Below are 26,662 nucleotides of genomic sequence, written 5' to 3' on the forward strand. Positions count from 1 at the left end.
AAGCTTTCAAAGATAATCCACTAACCCGGTTTTTGATAACCGATAAAAGGCACACGCTTGACGAATAACTTTAATGCTTGCCAATAAATAGTTACCACTACTTTCATCGTCATAACGGGTAGCTGACACCAAATACGTAACAAACTCGCTTTAGTGAATGGTTTTCTCCTCATCACTAAACTTGCATCAAATAATTTACTCACTGTGCCATTTTTGTCATTAACGCGTTTGTTCTCAATCTTAACCAGCAACTTATCATCGCCATTACACGGTGGTGTTACTTGCCAAAAATAAGTCATTGCTAAGTCCATAAAGGGTGAAACTTGAAACATTTTTTTAGTCGTTTTATCACCTTCTTCTTTTAATAAATCGACTAGGTAATAATGGCGTTCATTCCAAGGTGTATTACTCACTTCTGCGAGCATCTGTGTACATTTATCATCTTGGTCATAACAAAAATAAAAATTGGCAGGACTAAAATAAATACCAAAACACCTAACTTGTACCAACATAACTATTCTTTTTATCTCTGCATAACCTGCTAATTCGTGTACTTTATTCTTTATACGGTGACTTAATGAATGGGGATCACCTGCTAGGTTATCTTTTGAGTTATCTTTTATACTTGCCTTTAAATAGTCTGTTTCAACAAAACGTAATGGTCGATACCACGAAAAGCCAAAAATACCAAAACCACCCTGAGCCTTTTCAACATCAGCAACATCGAGCGCCAACATAAATAAACGGTAATCAAAACTGTGCTTTTTGGGGCTAAAGCGTCGATGAATAACATTACCGAGGTAAATATGGCTATTACTAAATGAATTAGGCATGTTCATCATTATCACCTAAATAACAGTCAAACCGTTCAGCCACTTCCACGGCGCTTCTTACACCGTCTTCATGAAAACCACTGTGCCAATAAGCACCAGCAAAATGGGTATGATTAACACCACAAATGATATGTCTTTGCTGTTGCGCTTTTATCGAGTCGGCAGAAAAAACAGGATGGTGATAAGTGAATTCCCTTAATATTTCTTTAGGGTCGATGTCATCTTTTTGATTTAAGGTAACGCAAAAGGTATGTTTACTTTGAATACCCTGCAATATATTCATATTGTAAGTAACGCTAGCGGCATTACTGCGGTCATAGTTGCTGTTATTATCACGATTATGGTTTAACTGATAATTCCAACTTGCCCAGGCTTTTTTGCGTTTAGGTAATAGTTTTTCATCCGTATGCAGTACAACGGTGTTAGCACTATAAGGCATAGCAGATAACACCGATTTTTCATCTTGACTAGCATCCTCTAATAAAGCGAGTGCTTGGTCAGAATGACAAGCAATAACTACTTCATCAAACGTTTGGCTGGCCGAGTTTTCAAAGTGTAATTGTACTTTATCATCGCTTCGAGTAATGCCAGTTATATTGGCATTAACGTGAATATTATCCTTAAACGGCGCGCACAATGGTGTTAAGTAGCTACGAGATCCTTCTGGAATCACATACCATTGCGGTCTATCTGCAATATTTAATAAGCCATGATTATGGAAGAACTTCACAAAAAATTTAAACTCACAGTATTCCATTTGTGCTAATGAGCTAGACCAAATGGCTGCGCCCATCGGCAAAATATAATGATCAGCAAAAAAGTCACTAAAGTTATATTCAGTTAAAAATTCACCTAACGTTAAGCCATCAATATACTTATCTTGCTGATAAATACTTTTGCATAGTTTATTGAAACGTAAAATATCTTTAACCAACATCCAAAAAGACGGTTTAAAAATATTTCGTCGCTGGGCAAATAATGTATTTAAGTTATGACCATTGTATTCCATGCCTGACTGGCAATTATGCACAGAAAAACTCATTTCAGTGGGGATTTTACCAATACCTATTTCGTCCAACAACGCTAAGAAATTAGGATAGGTTCTATCATTGAAGACAATAAAACCAGTATCTATTGCAAATTTCTCCCCTGACTTTTCTATATCGACCGTTGCTGTATGGCCGCCAATACAGTCATTTTTCTCAAAGACAGTAACCTTATGCTTTTTTGACAATAAATAAGCAGTAGTTAATCCGGAAATACCGGAGCCAATAATGGCAAAATGCTTCATGCTTTATCTTCCCTAATGTGGCTCTTGCTGGAGTTATCATTTTTGGTAATAAGTGATTGCCATAAAGATGAAGGTAAAAAAGAAAATAGTTTCATAATAAGCGTTAGTCGCTTTGGGAAATGTAAATATTTTTTACGCTTCTCAATACCAATAAGCATACGACTCGCAGCTTGTTCGCTGGTGAGTAGAAAAGGCATGGCAAAGTCATTTTTATCCGTTAACGGTGTGCTGACAAAACCAGGATGGACTAAAGTAACGTCGATTTTATGTTCAACTAAATCAAGTCTTAAACTATTGGCTAAATAGTCCATACCTGCCTTTGATGCCCCGTAGGCTTCACTGCGTGGAAAAGGTAAAATCGTTGCACTTGAACTGACAAAAACGATTTGTCCGCCCTGTTTCACTTTAGGTAGGAAGTATTGTAATAGCGTGCCTAAAGAAGAAAGGTTGGTGTTGATAATACTAGAAAATAACTCGCCATCGAAATGTTTAACATCATCAACATAACGACAATCACCTGCATTGAGTATTAGTATATCAAGTGCTTTAATATCTTCAGCGGCAGACGCTACTTGAGTTGGCTTAGTGATATCAAACAAACATGTCTTAAAAGAACGTGACTTGAGAAGGGCCATTTTTTCTTTATCTCGACCGCAAGCAATCACGTTTTCACCTTGATTGGTGTACTTTTCAAATAACGCCAAGCCAATGCCTGATGTTGCCCCGGTGATCAAAACGTTTCGAATGGCCATTAGTTTGCTGCATTAGTTTTTATCCACTTAGTAAGTTTGCCCAATATCGGTAGTTGTTCATAAAGCATTGCACCTAAATCTAGGTAATCTCTATGATAAATAACCTTATCGTCTTCCCCCTTAATATGTGAGGTGCCAACAACAGTGACAGTTTGACCTTTATTCAGTTTGGGGTGTTGATAAGTCATGGTCCAAAATAGAGAAGCTTGCGAATCCTGCCATATCACATCCTCAATAATGAACTCACACGCAGAGAGGTTTTGATAGAGGTTTTGAAAGTACTGATATAAATTTTCAAACCCTTCTACTGTGTGAAGAGGATCAATAAAGGTGACTTTTTCATGGTAAATAGTTGCCAATAACTTTAGATTATCTTTCGTCAATTTTTGATAAACAGTCACAAAATTATTGAGCCACAAAGGTGCTTCCTGAAGGGTGTGCTCTAACGTTTTATTTTCCATAACACTACCTTAATGACTAGGACCTTGATGACGAATACTTTAATAAAAACACTCTGATTACGATGTACCAACAACAATTTAGTTAACGACGCTGCGCTGTTTTAAATTTTATAAAAAGCTAACGCTTTTAACCTTGCCTCTTTGTGCTCAACAATCGCCGGCCAATAAATATTAAGTTCATTATCCTCGATAAACTGATGAGGAAAGTGAATTGCCTTATCAGAAACATTTGCAAGCTCTGGTATATACTTACGTATGAACAAGCCCTTTGGATCAAAACGTTCGCTTTGTCTAATAGGATTAAAGATTCTAAAGTAAGGTTGAGCATCACAGCCTGTGCTAGCCGCCCATTGCCAGCCACCATTATTTGAAGCCAAATCGCCGTCAATCAGATGCTGCATAAAATATTTTTCACCTAATCGCCAATCAATTAATAAGTGTTTGGTCAGAAAGCTCGCGACTACCATACGAAGGCGATTATGCATCCAGCCTGTTTGATTTAGCTGTCTCATTGCTGCATCAACAAGTGGGTAACCAGTTCTGCCCTGACACCAGGCTTCAAATAATGTCGCATCGTTATGCCACTCTATATCTTGATAATTTTCTTTATAACACTGATGTTTACATAATCGCTGTTCATGAAAAATCAGATGGCGATAAAATTCTCGCCAAATAATCTCATTTAGCCATGAAAATTCTTCACTGTCTGACGCCACTAACAGATCTGGGTATTTGTTAAGTAATAATCGAAGTACATAACGAGGACTAATAACGCCCGCAGCTAAGTAAGGAGAAATACCCGACGTACCTTTAATTGAGGGTATGTCGCGGTTAAGTTTATAAGTACTTATTTTTTTTTGATAAAAAGTTGGTAATATTTGTTGCTCAAAAACACTGGCTAATGGCCAAGTACTAGAAATATTGTTTTGCTCTTCTTCCTGAACATCAGTCTTGTTAACCGCTAATGATTTATTAGATACTTTACCTAAATACTCAAAGCCACCTTGCTGAACATATGTTAACCAAGCGCGCTTAAACGGTGTAAAAACCTTATACATAATACCCGACTGATTAAGGACTTTTCCTTTTGGTACAATCACATCTGCTTCAAATAAGGTTAATGGAATACCACTAGCCTTTAATTCTAAAGTTAAGGCCTTGTCTCGTTGCTGTTCGTTAAATTCAACCTCACTATTAGCCACTACTTCAGTAATATTATGCTGTTGACAATAGCTGTTTAAATAAGTTTTTTGTTGGGTAAAATTATCAAGCTCAATCAATTCGAGTTCAATATTTAATAGCGCGAGCTCTTTAACAAGGTCATGGGCATGTCGCATAATAAAATCTATCTTTATCGGCGACCAGTCATGTTGTTGCCACTGTTTTTCACAGACAAAAAAAATGGCTTTAAACGGCACTTCTGAATCATGTTGATTCAAAGAGTTACGACTAAGGAAATAGTGTAAAGCCGGATTATCGTGTGTGCGAAGATCATTACGAAGCCAAAGTAGCAAGCGCGTTCCTTATGTGCCTAGTTAAAGGCATCATGGGAGTATAATTGAAGGTCGGTGTAGCTGAGTACGAATTTACTCAATATCTAATTTAAAGTTATTATATACCCGTTACCATTCAAGATGCAGGTTTCAGAGTGCTTGAGTAATTTCAATTCAAGGCGCTATGATGAAATAATGGTTGTTCCATTATAAGTCGCAGCAACGATGAAGTGATGTTACTCAAGCGCTTCTTTGATGGGTTTAAAACCACTTTATACGGCGTTAAATAATCCAAACATAGAATGACTATGTTTACATTATTTTCCTTGCCTAAAGTGTTTTTAATTCCCACTGAAATCCTGCACTTTGATTGGTAACGGGTATAAATCATCTAGTAAGCATATCTCAATCTTAACTTATCAGGATAAGGCGACAGGTATGCTTGCTTTGTTAAGTAATCTTTTGGGTGATTAAGTAAATAATGCTTAATTAACGTTAAAGGAGCCATTAACGGGATAAGTCCCTCACGATACGCATCAATTTGTTCACATAATTCTTGTCTTTCATTCGCTTGCAAATGCTTTGAAAAATATCCTTGAATATGGTCAAGTGTATTTGCATGCTTTTTACGGGTCGCTATAATTTTCAGCGCCGTCATTAACCCTAAAATATATTGTGCTGCTACTTCATCAAGTGGTAGATCAGCTCTTGCTAATAATTGTCCTAGCTCTTTGTAGGCGATTAAATCGTGGCTCATCACAGTATATTTGTACTGACTATGGAAGGTGGTTAACTTGTGCTTAGTTAACCCTGATTCAACAACAGTCTGCCAATGTTTGTATGCAAATACTCTGGCAACAAAGTTTTCACGCAGTAGAGGATCGTTTAGACGACCATTTTCTTCACAAGGTAATAATGGGTTAGCATCCATAATTTCCTTGGCAAAAGCTCCAACACCTTTCGAGGGTAGTGAGTTACCTTCAGGACTGTAAACCTTAACTCTTTCCATGCCGCAACTTGGGCTTTTAGCACAAAAAATATAGCCACTTAACGATTTAGTCATGCTAGCTATTTTTTTTCCATAGGCTTTTAAAGCTTCGGTAACATCGCCACTACCATCTTTTTGAGAAACATGAATAACATCATCACGCTTTATTTGACGAATAGTTGGTCTTGGAATAGGTAACCCTACGGCAACTTCTGGGCAAAATGATTTATAGGACACATGCTCTGAAAATTCTTTAATGCAAAAGTGAGACGGTTTGTTACTGGCATCAAAGCGAACTTTTTCACCAATTAAACAAGCGCTAATACCAATTTCTATGTCTTTCTTATCCACTGAATAAATCATAATTCTTTCCTTCTAATTTCTGATTTTAACTTTAATTATCGCTTTAACTATTAATAGCTTAGCGAGTTAATAAATGAAAGAACCTATTGGATTAAGTAATTTATTTATGCCTTGAGTAAAGTGTAGTGCATCATTAGCAACGGTGTAACAAAGACAACCATTGGTAGAAATAGGGTGATGCTGATGAGAGCTATCAAGCATGATAAAATCACCCTTAACATATTCACCACTTTCATCATGAAATGATCCCGCTAACAGCACCGTAAGTTCAAACCCTTTATGGGTATGTTCTGGTACGCCTCCACCAGGCTGTATATGTAATAAACTGGTATGGATTTCATTTTCATTAAGCTGAATGCGTGCTCGCGTTAATTTACCAATATGAGCGTGTTTACCCATTTCCATACTATTTAATGCTGCAGGGATAGTGTAAGTTTTATCATTAAAACTAATGGTATGTTCTACTTTAGGTACAACAACTGCAATATCAGAAGATTCAACAATATTATTGATCATGTGATCAAAATCTATTGAAGCAATAGTATCTAATGCTTCATTGTCATCAACAATAAATCGATCTAAGTATTCTTCTTCAAAGCTATTTTCAGCCACTTGTTCAGTAAATTGCGCAATTGTTTGCTGACAGACAGGACACATATCTGCGTGTATAGCGATACCAGCAGATAAAGATGCAGGTAAATCACCATTCACAAATGCTTGGATAAGCTCAAATTTTGGGTGATGACTAATCATGTTGTTCTCCTAACTGTACTTTGAGTTTACCTAGGGCTAATCGTAATCGAGATTTAACGGTCCCAAGTGGTAAATTCAGATGAACAGCTAACTGCTCTTGTGACATTTCTCTAAAGTAAAAACCTTTAACAACGTCTTGCTGAGCTTGAGGTAACTCTTCTATGACACTTAGCAAGTTTGCATGTTCTAAATGGTCATCAAAAATTTCAGTTTCTATGCTCATACTTTCAGCAATAGGCCAAATATCATCACTGAGATTATCTTCTTTATTACCTTGTATTTTTCTGAGCATATCGAAAGTAACATTACGCATTACCGTATAAACCCAAGTTGTTGCCGCCCCCTTATCTTGATTATACAGGTGGGCTTTTCTCCACACATTACTCATAGTGTCTTGCACTACTTCATTGGCTTGTGCTTCGTTAGGAAATTTACCACGCGCGATACGAAGTATTTTAGGTGCAAAGAACTGAAACAAATTAGTGAAAGCTTGTTTGTCTCGACTTATAGCAACAGACTCTAGCCATTGGCAAAGTTGTGGGTGATTTATTTTATCTGACATATTAGTAGATTTAGCACTTGTCGGTCTGCTTAGCAAGTTAGTCTGCATTGCTTCGTCCCACTATTTATTTAAACATGTCAGGTTATACGCTCAAATAATCCTTAGGATCACTTTATATTGAGATTATTTTAAAATAATTTAAAAACTAACTACACAATGATTAAATAATAAAAAACTATTCAAGAATCACTGATTCAACAAACGCTTTTGCTTCCTTGAAACTGTAACTAACAACAAAGGCATTTTTTTCATTTAACTCAATGGGTAATATTTCTATCCACCGTGCTAACACCCAATGGCTATCATTTAGACCTTTCTGTGGATATAAATTATCGAGGCTTTCGTTTTCTGCAAAGACACTCGCTAACGATGTAGATAACTCTCCATAAACCTTATCAACATGAACTTCAGACCAATGTGGTATGCAGCTAACATCACCAAAATGCAGATTTTTTTCGTCCTGCGTTATGCTGTTAATGGCGACCAGAGATTTACACTTAACATCAATTTCTAAGATACCATCGTCACCTTGGTCAAAATTAATAATTTCGACCCAACTCCCCCACGGCATGTTAGTAGACTTTTCATTAGCACTTATATATTTATCTTGTAGCCAAACAACAAAACCTTCTCCCGATAAGGCAGTACTGACCATTTTTAAATAACGCGGTTCAAATATGCGTAATTTGGTAACCCCTCCTGGCAATAAAAATACAGGTAATGGAAATATAGGTAAGGTAGTATTTATTTTTTTCATAAAAATTTCACTTGCTGGTTTATATCTATTAATACGTGAAAAATCACTAAACGATCAGTTATATATTATAAAAAAAGCCTCTGAATACAGAGGCTCATGGTCGGTAACATTAATCAAACTCTTTGCATGGTAAAAGAAAGAACAATTAACCGACCAAAACTCAGTGACTGAAACTTAGTACTTAACAACTTGGTAAGTAAAAATGATAAAACTATTCCATAATCACGGTATCAATAACATGGATAACACCGTTTGTTGTGTAGATATCAGATATTACTACCTTAGCTCCTCCAACCATCAGCATTCCCGTATCAGCGTCAACAGTCACATCAATCATCACATCTGATGCTGTCGTTAATGAACGTCCATTTTTTGCATAAGCATCTATAGAACTTAAACTACTTTCACCCACAACATGAGTTAATAACACTTTTGTAAGCATCTCGGTGTCTGCTAATAAAGCCGTTAAAGCATCACTGTCAATTTTATCAAATGCGGCATTAGTCGGAGCAAAAACAGTAAACATAGCATCTTCGTTTGACAACGTAGTCACTAAGTCAGCAGCAGTAAGCGCAGTTACTAGGGTAGAGAAATTATCAGGATCAGCCAAGGCTACTTCAACAATATTCAATGTTGGCGTACCCATCATTGCAGGAGGCATAATCACGTTATCAATTAAGTGAACAACACCATTTGCAGCCATAACATTTGCAGCACTTACCTTAGAGCCATTAATGAAAAGCATGCCATCAGTGAACGATACAGCAGCTTTACTAGCATTCGCCATTTCTGCCATGTTATCCATAGATTGAGCTAAGTTAATTGCGCCATCAGAAAGAACTTCGCCTGCGATTACGTGATATAGCAATATATTAGTTAATTGTTCGCTAGTTAGTCCTTCAACAGTGCCCGCAGGTAATTTGGCAAAAGCTGCATTAGTTGGAGCAAAAACAGTGTAGTCGTTATCAAGATTAGCTAAGACGGTATCTAGGCCTGTTGATTGCAACGCTGACACAAGTGTAGATAGATCACTGTTGCTACTGGCAATATCAACTAAGCTCATGCTCGGTTTTGGTAATGCCACATCACCAATAATTACCGCATCAATTACATGAATAACACCGTTAGTTGTATAAATATCTGTCATCACAACATTGGCACCACCAAATAGTAATTTATCTGTGTCCATGTTGATATTAAGTGCTATTTTCGCCATACCTGCGGTATCAACCATATTCCCACTCAACGCGTATGCATTAACCGAATTTACAGCAGCATCTGCTATAACATGTTGTAACAGTACTTTTGTTAAGGCGTCAGTGTCAGCAAGTAGTGCAGTCAAAGTATCACCTGCAATTATGGCAAAAGCAGCATTAGTCGGCGCAAAAACGGTGAACATAGCATCTTCGTTTGACAAGGTAGTCACTAAATCAGCAGCAGTAAGCGCGGCAACTAAGGTTGAGAAATTATCAGGATCAGCCAGTGCGACTTCGACAATATTCGATGTCGGCTCCATCATATCTGCAGGTGGCAGTAAAACAGCATCGATTACGTGAATAATACCATTATCTGTTTGGATGTTAGTGGTGATAACTGTGGCGGTATTAACCAATAACTTGTCACCAGCGAGTGATAACCCTACAGCATCCCCATTAACCATGTCTACGGTTGTACCGGCTAACGCGATGGCTGCTGCAGCATCAACTTCACCACTAATAACATGGTAGGTTAAAATATCTGATAATTTATCAGTATCAGCAAGCAGCGCATCAATAGTATCTTGACCCAACAAGGCAAAGGCTTTGTCCGTTGGTGCAAAAACTGTAAACTTGGCACTAGTATCTGCCAACGTTGTATCTAGTCCTGTCGCTTGTAAAGCTGCAACTAAGGTAGTAAAACTGCCATCATTAACAGCGGCATCTACAATGGTGGTGGGCGACGCTACCTCTTGTTTTACTTGTTCAATTACGTCATCGTCGTCATCATTACAACCTTGTAATAAAAACACACTTAATACGGTTACACTTAGTATTTTAAAATATTTCACTTGCTTACCCTCATTAATTAAGTACAACTAAACTTACGTAAAATAATCAAGCAAAGATCAACATTTATGAATAAATAAACTTATATTTCTATCAGTGATCCTTTATCAAATTAAGTCGTATTGATTGGGTTAATCAAAGAAAAAATCTTACCAAGTCAGCGAAGTCCCTATTACGCCAAACATATCTCCGATGGATATAAACAGCGGTACTGAGAGTCATAAGTATTGTTAACAAAGACGACAATTAAGCTTTAACCTCTGTCTTTAATTAGTATATAAATAATCCACTGTCTTTTTTGTTAAAGCGTGTTTTGTAAAATGCATTAACTAAGGTTTTTATACATGAGAGAATCTTAGTATGGGGAAGGTTATTATTTGAGAGAGTGCTTATAAGGTATTCATACTGCCGAGTAATGCTAACCTAAACTCTTTTTAAGGATCACCTGTCATATCCCCCTGCTAGAGCAAGATGGCATATATGGAAGAGGTTTTGTAGCTATGCAGCATCACCGCCTGGACATTTTTTCACCTGTGTTTGTTTATCAAAAAACAATGTCACCTCGGCAACTTTAACGCCAAGTTTACTCATTGAGGTCTTATTCATTACCCTAAACTCATCAAGTTGATACATCCAATCATCCATAGAAACTTCATAACTTTCATCTTCAACAATCAATGATAATTGGTATTGAAACTGAAATGCAAAACCTTGATGTTTACCAATAGCCGTTCCTATCACGTCTTCCGCTTGCCCTTCATAACTACCATCCATTTTTTTAGATAATTGCCAGTTTCGATAACTGATTTCACCATCGTTAAAATAAAATTTTTCCGCAAGAACACCTTCATTACCTTGCCATGTACCCTCTATCTCGACACAAAATCGTCTACTCACTTTATTAGAATAATCCTGCACAATGCCCCAAGCGATAACTCGCCCATCGAAGTAACGTTTAATATCAAATGGTTTATTAACTTCTTGATAATCATCTAATGCTGTGGAGCAACTAGAAATAAGGCTACAGATAATTATAATGAATAGAAAAAGCTTAGTTTTATTCATGAGTAATACTTCCTAATAATTCACGACGTAAGTTTGGTTCACTGGTATTTTCAGAGAGCCAAATAGCAAGAAATATTTGACCAAACTCAGTGGGATTAATAACGCCAATATATTGCTGATTGAAATAAAAGACACTGCGCCCTTGGTGAATAAGCAAAGATAAGTTGTCACCCTCTTTGATATCTGGCCACATGTTTTTCAGCTCAGGTAAATAAGTAAGATACTCCTCAGATGGTATGCCTAGGTGATCCCATTGATCGATGGTTCTGCTGATGAGATCATCACTGGAAATATCAGCTAAATAATTGATAGAAAAAAGTACCTTGTCGTTTTCTAATACCACAGGATATTTTCCTGACGTTGTCAGTAACTGACTTTTATAAAGATCCCAAAACAAAATAGAGAACGTTGTCTCCCCTATCGATACAAAGGATCGTGTATCAATAGTGCTTTTTAAATGTCTTGGCAATTCCATTTCATCGGTGATGCTTTTTGCCAAGACTACATTTTGTGATAACCAAAAAATCAAATAAAAGTACGATAAACAAGTAGAGAATAATGAAAAATATAGTTTAAACATAACTTACCTCAGCATTGACTATTTTATCTTTTAAATAGAAGAATAAAACGAATAATACTGCCCATATCACACTTAGAATCAGATACGTTGAGAGCATAGATTGACCAAAATCAACTGCCTGAAACTTGTAACCCGCGATATAACTTAAGGGCGCAAATATAGCACCTACCAAGAGTTGTAATGCCTTACTGCCCGTTAGAAATCGTAAGCTATGACATATGGTTGCCGCAAAGCAAGCCCAAAGCATCATCAACCAAAATGGAATATGACCACCATTAGCAAAAATAAAAATATTAAAGTGCACAAGCAATGAATCAACAAAGATACCAATGAAAGTTATCAGCAGTATTAGCGGTAATTCGTTTTGTGATTTAGCGATAAAAAAGAGATGGGAAATTAATAATAAAAGGCTTAAAGGTATGAAATTATTTCCCCAATACACTAAGCCAAACCAGGCTAAGTTAAAACCAACTAAATTAAAGCCTATTAAGTTAATAAACACGATTTTAAGCTACCTAACAAAGGACTGTATGAATCAATATACGTTTGAGGTAAGCATTTAGATTAATAACCTCGCGATTAAATTAGCTATAATTCATTTAGCGTTTATTTAACGGCTTGAATGCGATATGTTATCGCAAAAGAAAACCCTAGCGAACCTCAACAACTTTAGTCACCAATTATTCACTCACTATTTACCTAATTATTTATCCTTTAATAACCAATAACTGACAAACAACGGATTTCATCGAACATGAAAGATCTTACCCAAGGCTCAATTCCTAAACATCTGATATCAATGGCATTACCCATGATGATAGGTATGCTTATTCAAACACTGTATTTTATTGTTGATTTGTATTTTGTTGGTAAATTAGGCTCTGCAGCGCTCGCCGGATTGAGCTTAGCCGGTAATGCCATGTTTTTAATCTTCGCACTGACACAAATACTCAATGTGAGTACTGCAGCGCTTATCTCTCATGCCGTAGGAGCAAAAGATCAACAAGATGCAAACCTGACCTTCAATCAATCTATGATGTTATCTACTGTCGTTGGCGTCATTGTTTGTATTATTGGCTATTTTGGTGCACAAGATTACCTTAATTTAATATCACAAGACCCCGACACTGTGATGATGGGCTTAGCTTACTTGCATTGGTTCATTCCCTGTATGGCATTGCAGTTTATTATGGTCTCTATCAGCTCTGCGCTACGTGGAACAGGTATTGTTAAACCGACCATGGTGATTCAGACGCTATCTATTTTACTCAATATCATGCTCTCACCAATATTGATTGCTGGTTGGGGTTCAGGCTACGCTATGGGTATTGCAGGCGCTGGATTTGCAAGCTCACTGTCAGTAATTTTTGCTGTGGTACTTTTATGTTATTACTTCATAACAACAGATAAATACGTCAGCGTTGACTTTTCCCTTTGGCGTATCAATGTGCCACGGATAAAAAAATTACTTGCTATTGGCTTACCAGCCGGCGGAGAGTTCTTTTTGATGTTTGTTTATATGGGCGCTATTTATTGGCTAATTCAACCTTTTGGTGCTGATGCACAAGCAGCATTTGGTCTTGGCTCACGTGTTATGCAAGCATTGTTTTTACCTGCAATGGCTATTGCTTTTGCAGCGCCTGCAATCGCTGGGCAAAACTTTGGCGCACAAAATTACCAAAGAGTGAGAGATACTTTTAGATGGTCTGCCATCATGACCTGTTCTTTAATGGCTATTATCTTGTTAATTTGTTTAACCCAAGCAGAATTAATGCTAACAAATTTTTCTGACGATCAAGAAGTGATTTTGATTAGTGTGGCCTTTTTACAAATGATTTGTTGGAACTTTGTTCCCGCCGGTTTGGTTTTTACTTGCTCGGGTATGTTTCAAGCATTGGGTAATACCATGCCAGCTTTACTTAGTACCGCAACGCGCTTAATTACCTTTATCCTGCCTGCGCTTTGGTTATCAAAACAAAGTGACTTTCAGATAGAACAACTTTGGTATGTTTCTGTAGCTACGGTTTGCCTTCAATCATCGGTAAGTTTTTACTTTCTAAAGCGAGAATTTAAAAAGCGTTTACCTCGTGATAATTTATCAAACGAATGTTCTGATGAACTTGATAAAAATAAGCTTATCACCTAAAGCAGCACTAGCTATCTTTCAGCTAGTTGCAGAGTTGCTTTATTTTGAGCTTGGTAGATATAAAGTTAAAATACAGCGACTAACTATTTGCTAGTCTCTTTATCATTGCTGCGACTAGTTAACCGACACTGACGAGTTGCAATGGCTGAGGTTTTGCCTCTGTTGATGAAACATCATGTGAGTGAGCTGTTGATTGTTGATTTTTATAACGATCGAACTGAACTTGTTTGACGCCTAACCGCTGAAAATACTCTTTTATCGTATTAAAATCTTCTCTAGCTAGATCCACATCAGAGTTTGTCATTAAGCCGTCTACATAAGCGTTATCACCATTAAGGTTAATATTGGCAATAGCGGTGTAAGGTTGTCCGTATTCTTCAACTCTAATTGCCCGCACCATTTTTATTTCGAAAATCCAGTCATCTATTTTAATACAACGAGATAAGGTTTCTGATTCTTTTTCTGATATAGGTTCAGACATCAAGGTTTCCTTTTATAAGCAAATGGTTAGTGGCTAAAGCCAGTATTTAAACGTAAACCTCACACGAGGTCAGTCATAAATTTCACATAACTAATTAGCTAATTTTCATAATCAGTCGCTTAGCTAAAGCACAAAGTGGACCAACCTGACAATTCATTGTTCTCAATAGATTTAACTGAAACCTCTACCTTGAGACTGTTGCCAAAAAGCAACAGGCTACCATCACTACTCTTTGCTATGTTGACGTACAAAATCAAATAGAATCATATTAAACAATGAGTAAACTAGAAATATTATGAAGAAATGAGATGTCGCTCATTAGCAACAGTCAAATACAGCACTAACGGTAATAATACCAATCCGTATAAGAAAGTGATCGCTTAGCGAGAATTTAAAGGCTTATAGGCAAGGCATTGATTGTAGGTAATGGTTATTCAGGAGAATATGCTCCTGCATTCTCTAATAAGCTGCATCCATGCAACGTCCTTACCAAAATCAAAAACGCAGCATATAAGCCTTTAAAACTCGCCCTTTGGGAACGCATGGAACATCATAATAACTTCACAAAACATACTTGATGTAGAATAACTATAACTACGCATATTTTGATTGTTCTCATGTCGCCCATGCCGTTCTAAGTGGTCACTTCTTTATACTGAATGGTATGAGTTAGCTCTTGGTTTGGGATTTATTAATGACCATCAGGCTAAGTATTGCCACCTTCAGGGCTATCACACTATTTGTGCAAAAAGAGAAGACCACTTGATTACACCACTTAAAAACAAAATAGACTAAATCAGTGGAATGTTAAAAAATACCAAATGAACTGCCAGCAACAAGTAATAAGGTAAAATCAGAGTTAAATTTACGGCTAAAAAACTGAAAAAAAAAGTTAAGACTGATTAACAGTCTTAACTTAATTTCATGCACTTAGGTGCACTTTACTCAAAAAAGCTTATGTAAAGAAGCTTCATTAAATAAAATATTGTGTCTACGCTATTTTCTGAGCCTGCATTTGGTTATCAAGGTATTCATCTAACGAACCTTGGAAATCAATTAATTTTTTATCTTTAATATCAATAATGCGCGTTGCCAATGAAGAAACAAATTCACGGTCATGGCTAACAAAAATTAACGTACCTTCAAAGTCTTTAAGCGCATTATTTAACGCATCAATTGCTTCGATATCCATGTGGTTAGTTGGCTCATCCATGATTAACACATTGATATCAGCCATCATCAATCGACCAAATAACAAGCGGTTCTTTTCACCACCTGAACAATTACGTGCTTTTTTATTCGCATCGTCGTCGGTAAATAACATACGTCCTAACATACCACGAACGCTTAAGTCGTTGTGACAAGGTCTACGCCATTGTGACATCCATTCCATTAGTGTTAAGTCATTATTAAAGAATGAACCACTGTCTTGTGGGCAATAACCCACAGCAGCATTTTCAGACCACTTAACAACACCTTCGTTATGTTCTAACTCACCCATTAAACAACGTAACAAAGTGGTTTTACCCACGCCGTTTTCGCCGATAATAGCTAATTTAGCACCCGCTTCTAATAATAAGTCACCTTTCGTAAACAAGGTTTCACCATCAAATCCGTGTGTTAAACCTTCAAGTTCTAATGCTTGACGGTGCATTTTTTTGCCCGGTGCAAAAGCAATTTTTGGTGTGATACGACTCGATGATTTCACATCATCAAGTTTAATTTTATCCATTTTTTTAGCACGAGAGCTGGCTTGTTTAGCTTTTGAAGCATTAGCACCAAAACGGTTAACAAAGTCTTGTAATTCAGCAATCTCAGCAACTTTTTTATCATTGCCTGCTAACAGCTGCTCACGTAATAAACCAGACTGCGCTAAGAAGAACTCGTAGTTACCTGGATAAACACGTAATTCACCGTAATCAATATCTGCCATATGTGTACAAACAGAGTTAAGGAAATGTCTATCATGCGAAATGATAATCATGGTGCACTTACGTTTGTTCAACTCAGCTTCTAACCAACTGATGGTATGAATATCCAAGTTGTTCGTTGGCTCATCAAGTAATAGAATATCTGGGTTAGCAAACAATGCTTGTGCAAGTAAAACACGTAATTTCCAACCTGGGGCAACTTGCTGCATTGAACCGTAATGAAAAGACTCTTCAATACCCGCTTCTAATAATATTTCGCCAGCGCGACTTTCTGCTGTGTAACCGTCCATTTCTGCAAATTGGCTCTCTAAGTCACCAACACGCATACCATCGGCTTCACTCATTTCAGCTTGTGCGTAAATAGCATCTCTTTCTTGCTTTACTTTCCATAGCGGCATATCACCCATGATCACAGTATCAATAACATTGTGTTCTTCAAAAGCGAATTGATCTTGGCCCAAAGTACTTACTTTGTTACCAGTACTTACTGATACATTGCCTGAGCTTGGCACTAAATCGCCACTAAGTATCTTCATAAATGTAGACTTGCCACAGCCATTTGCACCGATCAAACCGTAGCGGTGACCGTTGCCAAATTTAGCCGATATGTTTTCAAATAACGGCTCTGCGCCAAATTGCATTGTAATGTTAGATGTAGTGATCAAAAGGTATTCCTAGATTTTGCTAATGAGATAGACATTTTAAAGGCGCGTATCATACAGCAATTTAAAGATAAACCCCAACTAACCTTTACTTTAATTGTGTGCTTTTTAGTCACGAGTAACAGAAAAGTAGGTGGCTTTCAAACTGATAGTCGCCAAAACAACAGGCTAAAAACCATACGATAAACAGCAGAACATTTGAATATATGTTAGTAATAAGTGCCAATAATGGGTAAAGAGCTAGACGAAACTGAATTTACTTAATAAGTATTAAATTAAACATCGGATAAAAAATGGCTAGCGAGCGCGGCAAAAAAATAGCACGTAAAGTAAGTTACCTGTGCTATTTTATCGGGAAATTAAATCGATATGTGGATTTAAGTAAACAATAAAAGCCAAGGGTTTGTTAATAATATAATACATTGATGATGTTAACTCTCGCTAAAAACAGGGAACTTCCTTTGGCATAAATGTTTCTCTTTACTTGGAAAATTAATGATAAAAAGATCGGTTTACGCAATAGCAATTATTAGCACTTTATTCGTGTTAATAGTTACTTTGACTGCAATTAATCAACTATATAGCAGTAAATTAGTGACTTTAGATAGTAAGCTTAAAGAGATTTCTGGTATTGAAGTCGATAAGGCTGGTAACTTGTGGGGCGTTAATGATGGCGGTAATTTAGCGCAAGTACATCGTATACAAAGCGATGGTAAAGTGGACAAAACAATCACTATTACTAATGCAAGAAATTTAGACTGGGAAGATATGACCCAAGATGACTTTGGCCACTTTTTCATTGGTGATTTTGGTAATAATGACAATATACGTAAGTGGTTAACTATTTATAAAATTGAAAACCCCATCGATATTAAGGGTACAGAAACTCAAGCTGAAATAATTAAATTCACCTTTCCAGAACAGTTACACTTCCCACCCAAAGCCTCAGAAAAAAACTTTGATTTAGAAGCTTTTGTTTTTTACAAAAAACACTTATACCTGTTTTCAAAAAATCGTACATAGCCTTTTGATGGTGATACCAACTTATACAAAATTGGCGACCATGCCGATAATTATCAAGCCGCTTTTATTAGTAATTTTAATACCTGTACCACCCATGAGAAACTCTGCTGGATAACTTCAGCTGCGTTAAGCCCAGATAGAAAAAAATTAGTGTTATTAGACTCAGAGCGATTATGGTTGTTCGAAAATTGGCAAGGCGATGATTTTTTCTCAGGTGATGCTTATAAAATTGATTTAGGTATAGTCACCCAAAAGGAAGCAGTAACTTTTTCTGACAATAATACCATCATTTTTACCGATGAAGAGTTTAGTGGCATAGGTCGAAATTCTTATATGATCAAACTCGACCAAGTAACTAAAGAGAAAATAATTAAAGAGCAAAAAACGGAACAAGCAACAGAGCAAGCAACAGAACAAGCAACAGAACAAGCAACAGAACAAGCAACAGAACAAGCAACAGAACAAGCAACAGAACAAGCAACAGAACAAGCAACAGAACAAGCAACAGAACAAGCAACAGAACAAGCAACAGAACAAGCAACAGAACAAGCAACAGAACAAGCAACAGAACAAGCAACAGAACAAGTCACTGATAGCAAACTTAAAAATGCGCCTATAAACTAGCTATATTATAAACTTGTCCTAACTATGTCGGAAAAATTATGTACCCTTTAAACTATATTGAACCTGTATTTCGTCCGCCAAGTGAGTGGAAAAGCTTAATATTACAAGTCACTAATGGTTGCTCATGGAATAAATGCACCTTTTGCGATATGTATACTAGCGAAGATAAAAAATTCAAACCCAAAAAAGTAGATCAAATAGAACAAGAGATTATCAAAGTAGCCGAGTCAGGTATCACCACAAGACGTGTATTTCTTGCTGATGGTGATGCAATGATGTTGCCTTTCAATCGCTTAAAAGAAATCCTTGAGTTAATAAGACTGCATCTGCCACAAGTTGGCCGTGTTTCTAGTTATTGCCTACCACGAAATCTTGGCAATAAAACGGTTGAACAGTTAGCTCAGTTAAACGCCTTAGGCCTCAAGTTAATGTATATTGGCTGTGAGAGTGGTGACGATGAAGTACTTGCGCTCATTGAAAAAGGCGAGACTTATCAGAGCTCATTAATTGCACTCAATAAGATAAAACAAGCGGGTATGAAAAGCTCAGTGATGATTCTCAATGGTTTAGGTGGCCCTGAATTATCCCGTCAACATGCTATCAATTCAGCTAAACTGATGAATGAAGCCCAACCCAACTACTTATCTACGCTTGTTGTTTCTTTCCCGTTAGGAGAACAACGTTTTGCACAAAAGTTTTCCCAAGAATCTTTACAGCCTTTTCGCCAACTAACACAACATGAGTTGTTTACCGAAATGGAGATTCTATTATCCGAACTCGATTTAGAGAGAACCATATTCCGTTCGGATCATGCATCCAACTACTTAGTACTCAAGGGAATATTAGGCGATGATAAAGAAGCATTATTGGGTCAAGTAAGACAAGCGTTACAGCAACCGAATGATGCAAATTTAAGGCAAGAATGGCAAAGGGGTTTGTAAAGACTCCCTAACAAAGTTTTATCAATAATAACGGTCCAATAGAAACTGCCCTATAAGAATAACCCTTACCAATAGAAACGAGCCTAATAGCTCGTTTATATTGTTCAAACCTACATAAATTCGAGATAGATAGATAAAAAAAAATAGCTACTCAGCTGACTGTTATCTAACTACGGCACGCGAATTCAGAAGTAAAATTAGTAAGCATTCAATGATAAAGCGCTATTGTTCTAATTCTAAAAACCTCTGTGTCACTTGTCTTAGCCGTTCTTGTTCACTTGGTGAAACAAAACTTGCTTCAATAGCGTTAAAAGTAAATTGTGCAATTTCAGTTTTATTCATTGGGTGTGCATTATTTACCGCTAAAAAGTTATCTGTCATATAACCACCAAAATAGGCAGGATCGTCAGAGTTTATCGTGACACAAACGCCTTGGCGGAGTAATCCTACAATATTATGTTGTTCCATACGGTCAAACACTTTTAGCTTAAGATTAGATAGCGGGCAAACAGTAAGAGGAATTCGTTCAGCAATAAGCTGCTCTACTAAGCTTGCATCTTCGGTGCAACGAACACCATGATCAATACGAGTAATTTGCAATAAGCTTAATGCCTCACTGATATTACTTGCAGGCCCTTCTTCACCCGCGTGAGCAACAGTTAAAAATCCTTGCTCAATGGCTTGTTTAAATACTCGCTCGAACTTACTCGCTGGGTTGCCAATCTCTGTAGAGTCTAAACCTACCCCGATAATTTTATCTTTATGTGCCTGTGCTTGAGATAGCGTGTTAAATGCTGATTCTTCATCTAAATGACGTAAAAAACACATAATTAGCTTGCTGCTAATCCCTAATTCAGAAATACCTTTATCTAGTGCTCGATGAATACCGTTAACTACCGTATCAAATAAAATACCGCGTTCTGTATGTGCTTGAGGGTCAAAAAATATTTCAGTGTGAATCACATTATCTTCTTGGCAGCGGAGTAAGTAAGCCCACGTGAGATCGAAAAAATCTTGCTCGTGGATCAGTACATCAGCTCCTTGGAAGTAAATATCTAAAAATGATTGTAAGTTGTGAAAGTTATAGGCATCTCTAATCTCATCAACAGAATTAAATGGAATATTAATACTATTACGCTGTGCTAATTCAAGCATAAGTTCAGGTTCAAGTGTTCCTTCAATATGCAGGTGGAGTTCTACCTTAGGTAAAGACTGGATAAATTTTTTCATGACGAAGTTCCCAATAATTAAAAAAAGTTCATTCAGTACTTTCTTTTGAATGAAAATTATTCGTACAAAGAGAAAGCACTAAAGCACTAAACTCTTCGTAATCAGGATTTATTGGTTCCTGGTAGAGACCCCCAATCCATATCACTGGGGTTATACGAAGGGAAGCTAGTTACTGTCGTTAAAACAATAATAAGCTATATATTTGATACTGCCTTATTTGATTTGACAAGTCTATAGTATCGACCAGCATTATCTGGCTTAGCTTAATGGTTCATTTTTCTTAATTGCATAAAGAATCATGCTCAATCGATGTGAAAATACGGTGGAATAGGTTAGAGGTTTCAGATTGTCATTTATGGAGATGTTATTACAAAGTTAGTAAAGGTGATTATTAAATCAAACCTATACTGTGCACTGAACTGCATACTGAGAGTATAGGTTTGTCAGCCAGAGTGTCTTCTAACCACTATGCTTTATAACGCGCTAAAAACATTAGCACGGTATCATCAGCAATTATTTTCTGCTGCTCGGGTGATGGGAAAGTTTGACTCATAAATAATTGCGGCCAAAAAGCACTGGCCTTAATCAAACCTAAAAATTGCTGAGCAGCAAAGTTGGCATCAGCTGTTTTTAGTCGACCGTCATTCATCGCTTCACTAATCCAAACATGTAAGCCATCTTTTTGTTGGCCTAGATGTTCTAAAGTACTCGACGCTAATTCAGGGGAGCGAATACATTCAGAAATGGTTATACGATTTAAGTCACGAAAACATTCAGATGCTAACAATTCAATCTCACTCGTCGCAGCAACATACAATTGCTCATCAAGTGGTTTATTCGGATGGTATTGAATATTAGCCGCTTGACTGAAGGAGTCACAAAGTTCTTTAACAATATTATGAAACAAAACTTCTTTACTAGGAAAGTGATTATATACGGTACGTTTTGATACTTCGGCTCTTTTTGCCAATGAATCCATGCTAGCGCCGAGAAAACCTTTTTCTTTAAACTCATCTTGTGCAGCAGCTAAAATGTCTAAACGCTTTTTTTCCGTTAGGGTTAATGCTTTTTCCATACTACTTAATTATAAAAATCGAACCATAATCAAATACTACACTGTTTAGTTTACTTTTCAATAAAAATAGGTAAACTGCACCGAGTAGTTTACATTTTGTTTTATTTTGTACTAAACCTGTAACTTTTTTTATAATTATGTGTTTGGTCATTTCCTTATAGGTTTTTTATGTCAACATTTCGTTTTATGTTAAATGGTCAACTAAAACCATTTTTTAGTCGTCTATTATTGGTATCATCCAGCGTACTCCTTGCTACAGCACTTACAGGCTGTGAACAAGCACAACAATCTGCCCCTAAAGGTATGCAACCTGCAGCAGTATCTGTGATGAGTATGACAACCCAATCAGTTCCTTTTAGTATTGAATTACCTGCCACGTTATCTGGCGCTAAAGAAGTGGAAATTCGTGCTCAAGTGTCCGGTATTTTACAAACCCGAAATTTTAGTGAGGGTGATAAAGTCACAGCAGGACAATCATTATTTAGCTTAGATGCTAAAACGTATGCCGCTGAAATGGCAAAAAGTAAAGCCGATTTAAATGCAGCTACGGTCCGTCTTAAACAAGCCCAACGTGAAGTTAACAGAATAAAACCATTACGTGAAAAAAACTCAATTTCACAACGCGAATTAGACAATGCAATTTCGAGTGTTGATATTAACTTAGCTGATGTTAAGTCTATGCAAGCTAACTTAGAGCAAGCGAAATTACGTTTAGATTATACCAAGGTAACCTCCCCTGTTACCGGTATTGTTGGCCGTGAGTTAGTTTCTGAAGGTACTTATGTTTCAGGTCCTGAAGTGCTGTTAACACAATTAACCCAAATTGATCCTATTCGCGTTCGTTTTGGTTTATCTGAACGTGAACAATTACAAATGCGTAATGATGCAGCGGCTGGCTTACTTACTTTGCCAGAAGAAGGCCATTGGAAAACTAAAATAAAATTGTTTGATGGTTCACTGCACCCTCAAGTTGGGCAAGTTAACTTCAGCGATATCAGAATAAACAGTCAAACAGGTACAAGTGAATTACAGGCTATTACGCCAAATCCCAACTTTTCATTAAGACCAGGGCAATTTGTACGAATCATTTTAGAAGGTGCAGTACGTGAAAATGCCTATGTTGTGCCGCAAAGAGCCGTTTTAGATAATGGCCTTGGCAAGTTTGTTTATGTTATGGCTAAAAATGACAAGGGCATAACTGTCGCATTACCTGCTCCTGTAGTTGTTGGGGAATGGGTAACAAAAGCTGCGGGTATAGAAAATGGCTGGGTAATTCGCGAAGGCTTAAAAACAGGCGACCAAGTTATTATTGATGGCATGGCTCGTATTTTCTTCCCTGGTATGCCGATACGTTTAGCTGATGATCAGTTACCGTCTGCCGCACAGCAATAAGGGGGCAGATTAATGTTTTCTCGTTATTTTATTGACCGACCTATTTTTGCTTTCGTCATTTCTATTTTTATTGTTTTGGCAGGATTGGCTGCTATGCGCAGTTTATCAATTGCGCAATACCCAGAAATGTCCCCACCGGTGGTACAAGTTACCGCAGTATATCCAGGTGCGTCTGCTGAAGTATTAGAACAAACCGTTGCTACTCCCTTAGAAAATGCGATTACCGGCGTTGAAGGCATGATGTATATGTCCTCAACTTCAACTAGTGCTGGTGCAACAACTATCACGGTCACCTTTGAAATAGGGACAGATCCAGATCAAGCGTCGGTGAATGTTAACAACCGCGTTAAACAAGTTGAAGCTCGTTTACCTGAAGAAACACGTCGTCAAGGTGTTGTCGTTGCTAAAGGTTCATCAAGCTTTTTACATGTTCATGCTTTTTATTCACCTGATGATAGCCGTGAAGCATTATGGACTTCTAATTATGTTACTTTAAACATTCTTGATAAAATTAAACGCATTCCAGGCACGACTAGCGTACAGATTTTTGGTGCAAAAGATTATGCCATGCGTATTTGGTTACGTCCTGATGTGATGAGCCAACTAGGTGTTACTGTTGAAGAAATTAGCAGTGCGGTACGTGAACAAAATTCACAATATGCTGCAGGTAGAATTGGCGCAACTCCCACTTCCGTTAGCCCACAATCCTTGGTTTACAGTGTAAAAGTACAAGGGCGATTAAGCACCGCAAAAGAGTTTGAAGATATCATTATTCGAGCGAATAATGATGGTAGCTCGCTGCGTTTAAAAGATATTGCACGCGTAGAATTAGGCTCAAAAGATTATGACTTTGATGGCCGTATTAATGGTAAAAAGGCAGTACTACTAGGTATATTCTTACAACCTGGTGCTAATGCCCTTGATGTTGCCGATGAAGTTAATGCCACCATTGCTGAATTAGAGACCCGCTTCCCTACTGGGCTCGAGCATTTATTGCCATACGACACGACCCGCTTTGTAAAAGTTTCAATTCGCGAAGTATTGAAAACCCTCGGCGAAGCTATGTTACTGGTATTCTTAGTTGTTTTCATCTTTTTACAAAATTGGCGCGCTACGTTAATTCCTATTATGGCCGTGCCAGTTTCTTTGTTAGGCACGTTTGCTGGACTGTATATTCTCGGTTATTCAATTAATACGCTGACCTTATTTGGTATGGTGCTATCTATAGGTATTGTGGTTGATGATGCAATCGTTGTACTTGAAAACGTAGAACGCATTATGCATGAAGAAGATGTCTCAGTTCGTGACGCAGCTATCAAAGCGATGAAAGAAGTCAGTGGCCCCGTCGTCGCCATTGTATTGGTGTTATGTTCAGTCTTTGTGCCTATCGCCTTTTTAGGTGGTTTAACCGGTGAATTATTCCGTCAATTTGCTATCACGATATCTATCTCGGTAAGTTTATCAGGCTTGGTGGCGTTAACCATGACACCCGCTTTATGTGTATTGGTTTTAAAACATGAAGACAAAAAAACGAACTTCTTTTTTAACGGCTTTAATCGATTTTTTAATAAAGTTACCGGGCACTATGTCACAGGTGTAAGCTTCTTTCTTCGCCGTGGTTTATTAGCCATGATGCTTGTTATTGGCATGGTCGTCATCACAGCAAATATGTGGTTAAAAACACCTAGTTCTTTAGTACCTGATGAAGACCAAGGTTTTTACATTTCAGCGGTATTTTTACCCGATGGAGCCTCATTACAAAGAACCAGCAAAGTAGTAGAGGAAGTAATAGCTGCGATAGAGTCAAATCCAGCGAATGAAAATGTTGTTTCTTTTACTGGCTTCGATTTTCTAGGTGGTGGTTATAAAAATAACGCAGCGACTCTTTTTGTTACCCAAAAACATTGGGATGATAGAGAAATAAGTACACAGCAATTAGTGGGTGAGTTATTTATGAAAACCGCTAATATTAAAGAAGCCTTAGTATTAGCTTTTAATCCACCAGCGATACATGGTTTAGGTAATACTGGTGGTTTTGAATTCTATTTACAGAACCGTGGTGACGGCGGTGTAGCGAAGTTAAAACAAAGTATGCAAGCGATGATGGGCGCTGCTCAGCAAAGTCCAATACTTGCCGGAGTTCAAACACTATGGCGTTCAGACTCACCTCAGCTGACGGTAGAAATAGATCGTGAACAAGCGCGCGCTATGGATATTCCTATCAATAATGCTTTTAATGCTTTGGCTGGAACCATGGGAACTTATTATCTAAATGACTTCAATAAATTCGGTCGAACATGGCAGGTATTAATGTCGGCAGAGCCTGAGTTTAGAATGAGTCCTAAAGATATCTCGCGTATTTATGTCAAAAGTAATGGCGGTGAAATGATACCTATCTCTGCCTTTGCCGAAATTAATTACAGCAGTGGTCCTGATAGCTTAGACAGATACAATAACTTATCTGCCGTGAAACTATTGGGTAGTGCAGCGCCAGGGTATAGCTCTGGCCAAGCAATAGCTGAGATTGAACGTATTGCTAAAGAAGTATTACCATCAGACATGAGTTATGAATGGACTGGTACCGCTTATCAAGAAAAAAGAAGTTCTGGCTCTACCGCGATTGCATTAGGCATGGCCGTGATTATGGTATTTTTGATTCTAGCTGCTCTTTATGAACGTTGGTCTCTGCCGTTATCAGTGCTGTTGGCTTTACCTTTTGGTATTTTTGGTGCGTTAGTTTCTGTTTGGATTGCCGGCATGACTAGTGATGTCTATTTTCAAATAGGCTTGGTCACACTACTGGGGTTAGCCAGTAAAAATGCCATCTTGATTGTGGAATATGCCTTAATGAAAAAACAAGAAGGTTGGACAACAGGGGCCGCTGCATTAGAAGCCGCTCGCTTACGCTTTAGACCAATAATTATGACATCACTTGCCTTTATTTTAGGTGTTGTCCCGTTAGCATTAAGCTCAGGGGCGGGTGCAGGTGCTCGCCATAGTGTCGGAACAGGTGTTATGGGTGGCATGATAGCAGCAACATTTTTAGCAATCTTCTTTGTACCTTTGTTCTTTTATTGGTTAACCGAACGCAAAGTATCTGAAAAAAGAAAGCAGCAAGCGATTACTGATGAAATAGCTCAGCATCACGAGCAAGAGCTAAATTCTAAGTGATAAGAGGTTACTTCGATCTGAAGTCGCGCTAAAGCTGAAACTA

The 26,662-nt window shown here is 37.5% G+C and carries 21 protein-coding genes, 1 pseudogene and 1 riboswitch; of the genes and pseudogenes, 5 read left to right on the top strand and 17 right to left on the bottom strand.

From position 1 onward, the window contains the following. Window positions 1-20: 20 nt before the first annotated feature. From ESZ36_RS06585 to ESZ36_RS06650, 13 genes are all read right to left on the bottom strand, one after another. Window positions 21-833 carry a DUF1365 domain-containing protein gene (locus ESZ36_RS06585; RefSeq protein WP_246129009.1) on the bottom strand — a complete coding sequence of 271 codons (813 nt, stop codon included), beginning with the start codon at window positions 831-833 and terminating at the stop codon, window positions 21-23. After that, a complete protein-coding gene (locus tag ESZ36_RS06590; protein WP_146785324.1) occupies window positions 826-2,124 on the bottom strand; it encodes an NAD(P)/FAD-dependent oxidoreductase in 1,299 nt (432 codons plus the stop codon). Before ESZ36_RS06590 ends, ESZ36_RS06585 begins: the two co-directional genes overlap by 8 nt. Then, window positions 2,121-2,876, bottom strand: coding sequence for an SDR family NAD(P)-dependent oxidoreductase (locus ESZ36_RS06595; protein ID WP_146785327.1), 756 nt, complete (start codon window positions 2,874-2,876; stop codon window positions 2,121-2,123). Before ESZ36_RS06595 ends, ESZ36_RS06590 begins: the two co-directional genes overlap by 4 nt. After that, the gene (locus ESZ36_RS06600; protein WP_146785329.1) at window positions 2,876-3,337 is read right to left on the bottom strand and encodes a nuclear transport factor 2 family protein; all 462 of its coding nucleotides are present in this window, start codon (window positions 3,335-3,337) and stop codon (window positions 2,876-2,878) included. Before ESZ36_RS06600 ends, ESZ36_RS06595 begins: the two co-directional genes overlap by 1 nt. Window positions 3,338-3,438: 101 nt before the next feature. Further along, window positions 3,439-4,851, bottom strand: a complete 1,413-nt coding sequence (phrB, locus tag ESZ36_RS06605; RefSeq protein ID WP_146785332.1) for a deoxyribodipyrimidine photo-lyase — start codon at window positions 4,849-4,851, stop codon at window positions 3,439-3,441. Window positions 4,852-5,221: 370 nt separating this feature from the next. Beyond that, the gene (locus ESZ36_RS06615; RefSeq protein WP_146785338.1) at window positions 5,222-6,181 is read right to left on the bottom strand and encodes a YbgA family protein; all 960 of its coding nucleotides are present in this window, start codon (window positions 6,179-6,181) and stop codon (window positions 5,222-5,224) included. Between the two features lie 66 nt (window positions 6,182-6,247). After that, the gene (locus ESZ36_RS06620) at window positions 6,248-6,934 is read right to left on the bottom strand and encodes a ChrR family anti-sigma-E factor (protein WP_146785341.1); all 687 of its coding nucleotides are present in this window, start codon (window positions 6,932-6,934) and stop codon (window positions 6,248-6,250) included. Continuing rightward, window positions 6,927-7,544: a sigma-70 family RNA polymerase sigma factor gene (locus tag ESZ36_RS06625; RefSeq protein WP_146785345.1), complete on the bottom strand. Its 618-nt coding sequence runs from the start codon at window positions 7,542-7,544 to the stop codon at window positions 6,927-6,929. The genes ESZ36_RS06620 and ESZ36_RS06625 overlap by 8 nt, the downstream gene beginning before the upstream one ends. 127 nt (window positions 7,545-7,671) lie before the next feature. After that, window positions 7,672-8,253, bottom strand: a complete 582-nt coding sequence (locus ESZ36_RS06630; RefSeq protein WP_146785347.1) for an LON peptidase substrate-binding domain-containing protein — start codon at window positions 8,251-8,253, stop codon at window positions 7,672-7,674. Between the two features lie 211 nt (window positions 8,254-8,464). Further along, entirely contained in the window at window positions 8,465-10,300 is a 1,836-nt protein-coding gene (locus ESZ36_RS06635; protein WP_146785350.1) for a fasciclin domain-containing protein, read from the bottom strand. A gap of 496 nt (window positions 10,301-10,796) precedes the next feature. Next, window positions 10,797-11,363 (bottom strand): DUF3833 domain-containing protein, encoded by a 567-nt coding sequence (locus tag ESZ36_RS06640; RefSeq protein ID WP_146785353.1) that lies wholly within the window; start codon window positions 11,361-11,363, stop codon window positions 10,797-10,799. Then, the gene (locus ESZ36_RS06645; protein WP_246129010.1) at window positions 11,356-11,943 is read right to left on the bottom strand and encodes a chalcone isomerase family protein; all 588 of its coding nucleotides are present in this window, start codon (window positions 11,941-11,943) and stop codon (window positions 11,356-11,358) included. Before ESZ36_RS06645 ends, ESZ36_RS06640 begins: the two co-directional genes overlap by 8 nt. Next, window positions 11,936-12,445: a DUF2878 domain-containing protein gene (locus tag ESZ36_RS06650; protein WP_170235789.1), complete on the bottom strand. Its 510-nt coding sequence runs from the start codon at window positions 12,443-12,445 to the stop codon at window positions 11,936-11,938. The genes ESZ36_RS06645 and ESZ36_RS06650 overlap by 8 nt, the downstream gene beginning before the upstream one ends. Before the next feature lie 252 nt (window positions 12,446-12,697). Here ESZ36_RS06650 and ESZ36_RS06655 point away from each other — a divergent pair, with 252 nt between their 5' ends. Further along, window positions 12,698-14,089 (top strand): MATE family efflux transporter, encoded by a 1,392-nt coding sequence (locus ESZ36_RS06655; RefSeq protein WP_146785358.1) that lies wholly within the window; start codon window positions 12,698-12,700, stop codon window positions 14,087-14,089. Window positions 14,090-14,207: 118 nt separating this feature from the next. Here the strand turns inward: ESZ36_RS06655 and ESZ36_RS06660 are convergent, their stop codons facing one another. Both ESZ36_RS06660 and ESZ36_RS06665 read right to left on the bottom strand, forming a co-directional pair. Beyond that, on the bottom strand, window positions 14,208-14,570 hold the full coding sequence (locus ESZ36_RS06660) for a hypothetical protein (RefSeq protein WP_146785361.1): 363 nt from the start codon (window positions 14,568-14,570) through the stop codon (window positions 14,208-14,210). A 991-nt stretch (window positions 14,571-15,561) separates the two neighbouring features. Beyond that, entirely contained in the window at window positions 15,562-17,166 is a 1,605-nt protein-coding gene (locus ESZ36_RS06665) for an ABC-F family ATPase (RefSeq protein ID WP_146785364.1), read from the bottom strand. Window positions 17,167-17,658: 492 nt separating this feature from the next. Here ESZ36_RS06665 and ESZ36_RS06670 point away from each other — a divergent pair. Both ESZ36_RS06670 and ESZ36_RS06680 read left to right on the top strand, forming a co-directional pair. Beyond that, window positions 17,659-18,579, top strand: a pseudogene (locus ESZ36_RS06670) (hypothetical protein); the annotation flags it as partial. Between the two features lie 269 nt (window positions 18,580-18,848). Beyond that, window positions 18,849-19,751 carry a radical SAM protein gene (locus ESZ36_RS06680; RefSeq protein WP_146785367.1) on the top strand — a complete coding sequence of 301 codons (903 nt, stop codon included), beginning with the start codon at window positions 18,849-18,851 and terminating at the stop codon, window positions 19,749-19,751. Window positions 19,752-19,973: 222 nt separating this feature from the next. Here the strand turns inward: ESZ36_RS06680 and ESZ36_RS06685 are convergent, their stop codons facing one another. Together ESZ36_RS06685 and ESZ36_RS06690 are read right to left on the bottom strand one after the other, a co-directional pair. Continuing rightward, window positions 19,974-20,981: an adenosine deaminase gene (locus ESZ36_RS06685; RefSeq protein WP_146785370.1), complete on the bottom strand. Its 1,008-nt coding sequence runs from the start codon at window positions 20,979-20,981 to the stop codon at window positions 19,974-19,976. A gap of 78 nt (window positions 20,982-21,059) precedes the next feature. Then, a riboswitch (purine riboswitch) is annotated at window positions 21,060-21,159 on the bottom strand. Window positions 21,160-21,447: 288 nt separating this feature from the next. Then, window positions 21,448-22,056, bottom strand: coding sequence for a TetR/AcrR family transcriptional regulator (locus ESZ36_RS06690; protein ID WP_146785373.1), 609 nt, complete (start codon window positions 22,054-22,056; stop codon window positions 21,448-21,450). Between the two features lie 168 nt (window positions 22,057-22,224). On the opposite strand from ESZ36_RS06690, the gene ESZ36_RS06695 reads away from it, so the two are divergent. Continuing rightward, window positions 22,225-23,448, top strand: a complete 1,224-nt coding sequence (locus ESZ36_RS06695) for an efflux RND transporter periplasmic adaptor subunit (RefSeq protein WP_146785376.1) — start codon at window positions 22,225-22,227, stop codon at window positions 23,446-23,448. A 12-nt stretch (window positions 23,449-23,460) separates the two neighbouring features. Further along, window positions 23,461-26,619 carry an efflux RND transporter permease subunit gene (locus tag ESZ36_RS06700; RefSeq protein ID WP_146785378.1) on the top strand — a complete coding sequence of 1,053 codons (3,159 nt, stop codon included), beginning with the start codon at window positions 23,461-23,463 and terminating at the stop codon, window positions 26,617-26,619. The last annotated feature ends 43 nt before the right edge of the window (window positions 26,620-26,662 follow it).

It is taken from the genome of Colwellia demingiae, assembly GCF_007954275.1.
Taxonomy (GTDB): domain Bacteria; phylum Pseudomonadota; class Gammaproteobacteria; order Enterobacterales; family Alteromonadaceae; genus Colwellia; species Colwellia demingiae.

What these genes read in the sequence shown, in the direction of transcription:
- ESZ36_RS06640 (WP_146785353.1), bottom strand. Translation starts at nt 11,363, where the DNA reads ATGAATAAAACTAAGCTTTTTCTATTCATTATAATTATCTGTAGCCTT.
- ESZ36_RS06585 (WP_246129009.1), bottom strand. Translation starts at nt 833, where the DNA reads ATGCCTAATTCATTTAGTAATAGCCATATTTACCTCGGTAATGTTATT.
- ESZ36_RS06615 (WP_146785338.1), bottom strand. Translation starts at nt 6,181, where the DNA reads ATGATTTATTCAGTGGATAAGAAAGACATAGAAATTGGTATTAGCGCT.
- ESZ36_RS06655 (WP_146785358.1), top strand. Translation starts at nt 12,698, where the DNA reads ATGAAAGATCTTACCCAAGGCTCAATTCCTAAACATCTGATATCAATG.
- ESZ36_RS06595 (WP_146785327.1), bottom strand. Translation starts at nt 2,876, where the DNA reads ATGGCCATTCGAAACGTTTTGATCACCGGGGCAACATCAGGCATTGGC.
- ESZ36_RS06645 (WP_246129010.1), bottom strand. Translation starts at nt 11,943, where the DNA reads ATGTTTAAACTATATTTTTCATTATTCTCTACTTGTTTATCGTACTTT.
- ESZ36_RS06590 (WP_146785324.1), bottom strand. Translation starts at nt 2,124, where the DNA reads ATGAAGCATTTTGCCATTATTGGCTCCGGTATTTCCGGATTAACTACT.
- ESZ36_RS06690 (WP_146785373.1), bottom strand. Translation starts at nt 22,056, where the DNA reads ATGGAAAAAGCATTAACCCTAACGGAAAAAAAGCGTTTAGACATTTTA.
- ESZ36_RS06625 (WP_146785345.1), bottom strand. Translation starts at nt 7,544, where the DNA reads ATGCAGACTAACTTGCTAAGCAGACCGACAAGTGCTAAATCTACTAAT.
- ESZ36_RS06695 (WP_146785376.1), top strand. Translation starts at nt 22,225, where the DNA reads ATGTCAACATTTCGTTTTATGTTAAATGGTCAACTAAAACCATTTTTT.
- ESZ36_RS06600 (WP_146785329.1), bottom strand. Translation starts at nt 3,337, where the DNA reads ATGGAAAATAAAACGTTAGAGCACACCCTTCAGGAAGCACCTTTGTGG.
- ESZ36_RS06630 (WP_146785347.1), bottom strand. Translation starts at nt 8,253, where the DNA reads ATGAAAAAAATAAATACTACCTTACCTATATTTCCATTACCTGTATTT.
- ESZ36_RS06680 (WP_146785367.1), top strand. Translation starts at nt 18,849, where the DNA reads ATGTACCCTTTAAACTATATTGAACCTGTATTTCGTCCGCCAAGTGAG.
- ESZ36_RS06620 (WP_146785341.1), bottom strand. Translation starts at nt 6,934, where the DNA reads ATGATTAGTCATCACCCAAAATTTGAGCTTATCCAAGCATTTGTGAAT.
- ESZ36_RS06660 (WP_146785361.1), bottom strand. Translation starts at nt 14,570, where the DNA reads ATGTCTGAACCTATATCAGAAAAAGAATCAGAAACCTTATCTCGTTGT.
- ESZ36_RS06685 (WP_146785370.1), bottom strand. Translation starts at nt 20,981, where the DNA reads ATGAAAAAATTTATCCAGTCTTTACCTAAGGTAGAACTCCACCTGCAT.
- ESZ36_RS06700 (WP_146785378.1), top strand. Translation starts at nt 23,461, where the DNA reads ATGTTTTCTCGTTATTTTATTGACCGACCTATTTTTGCTTTCGTCATT.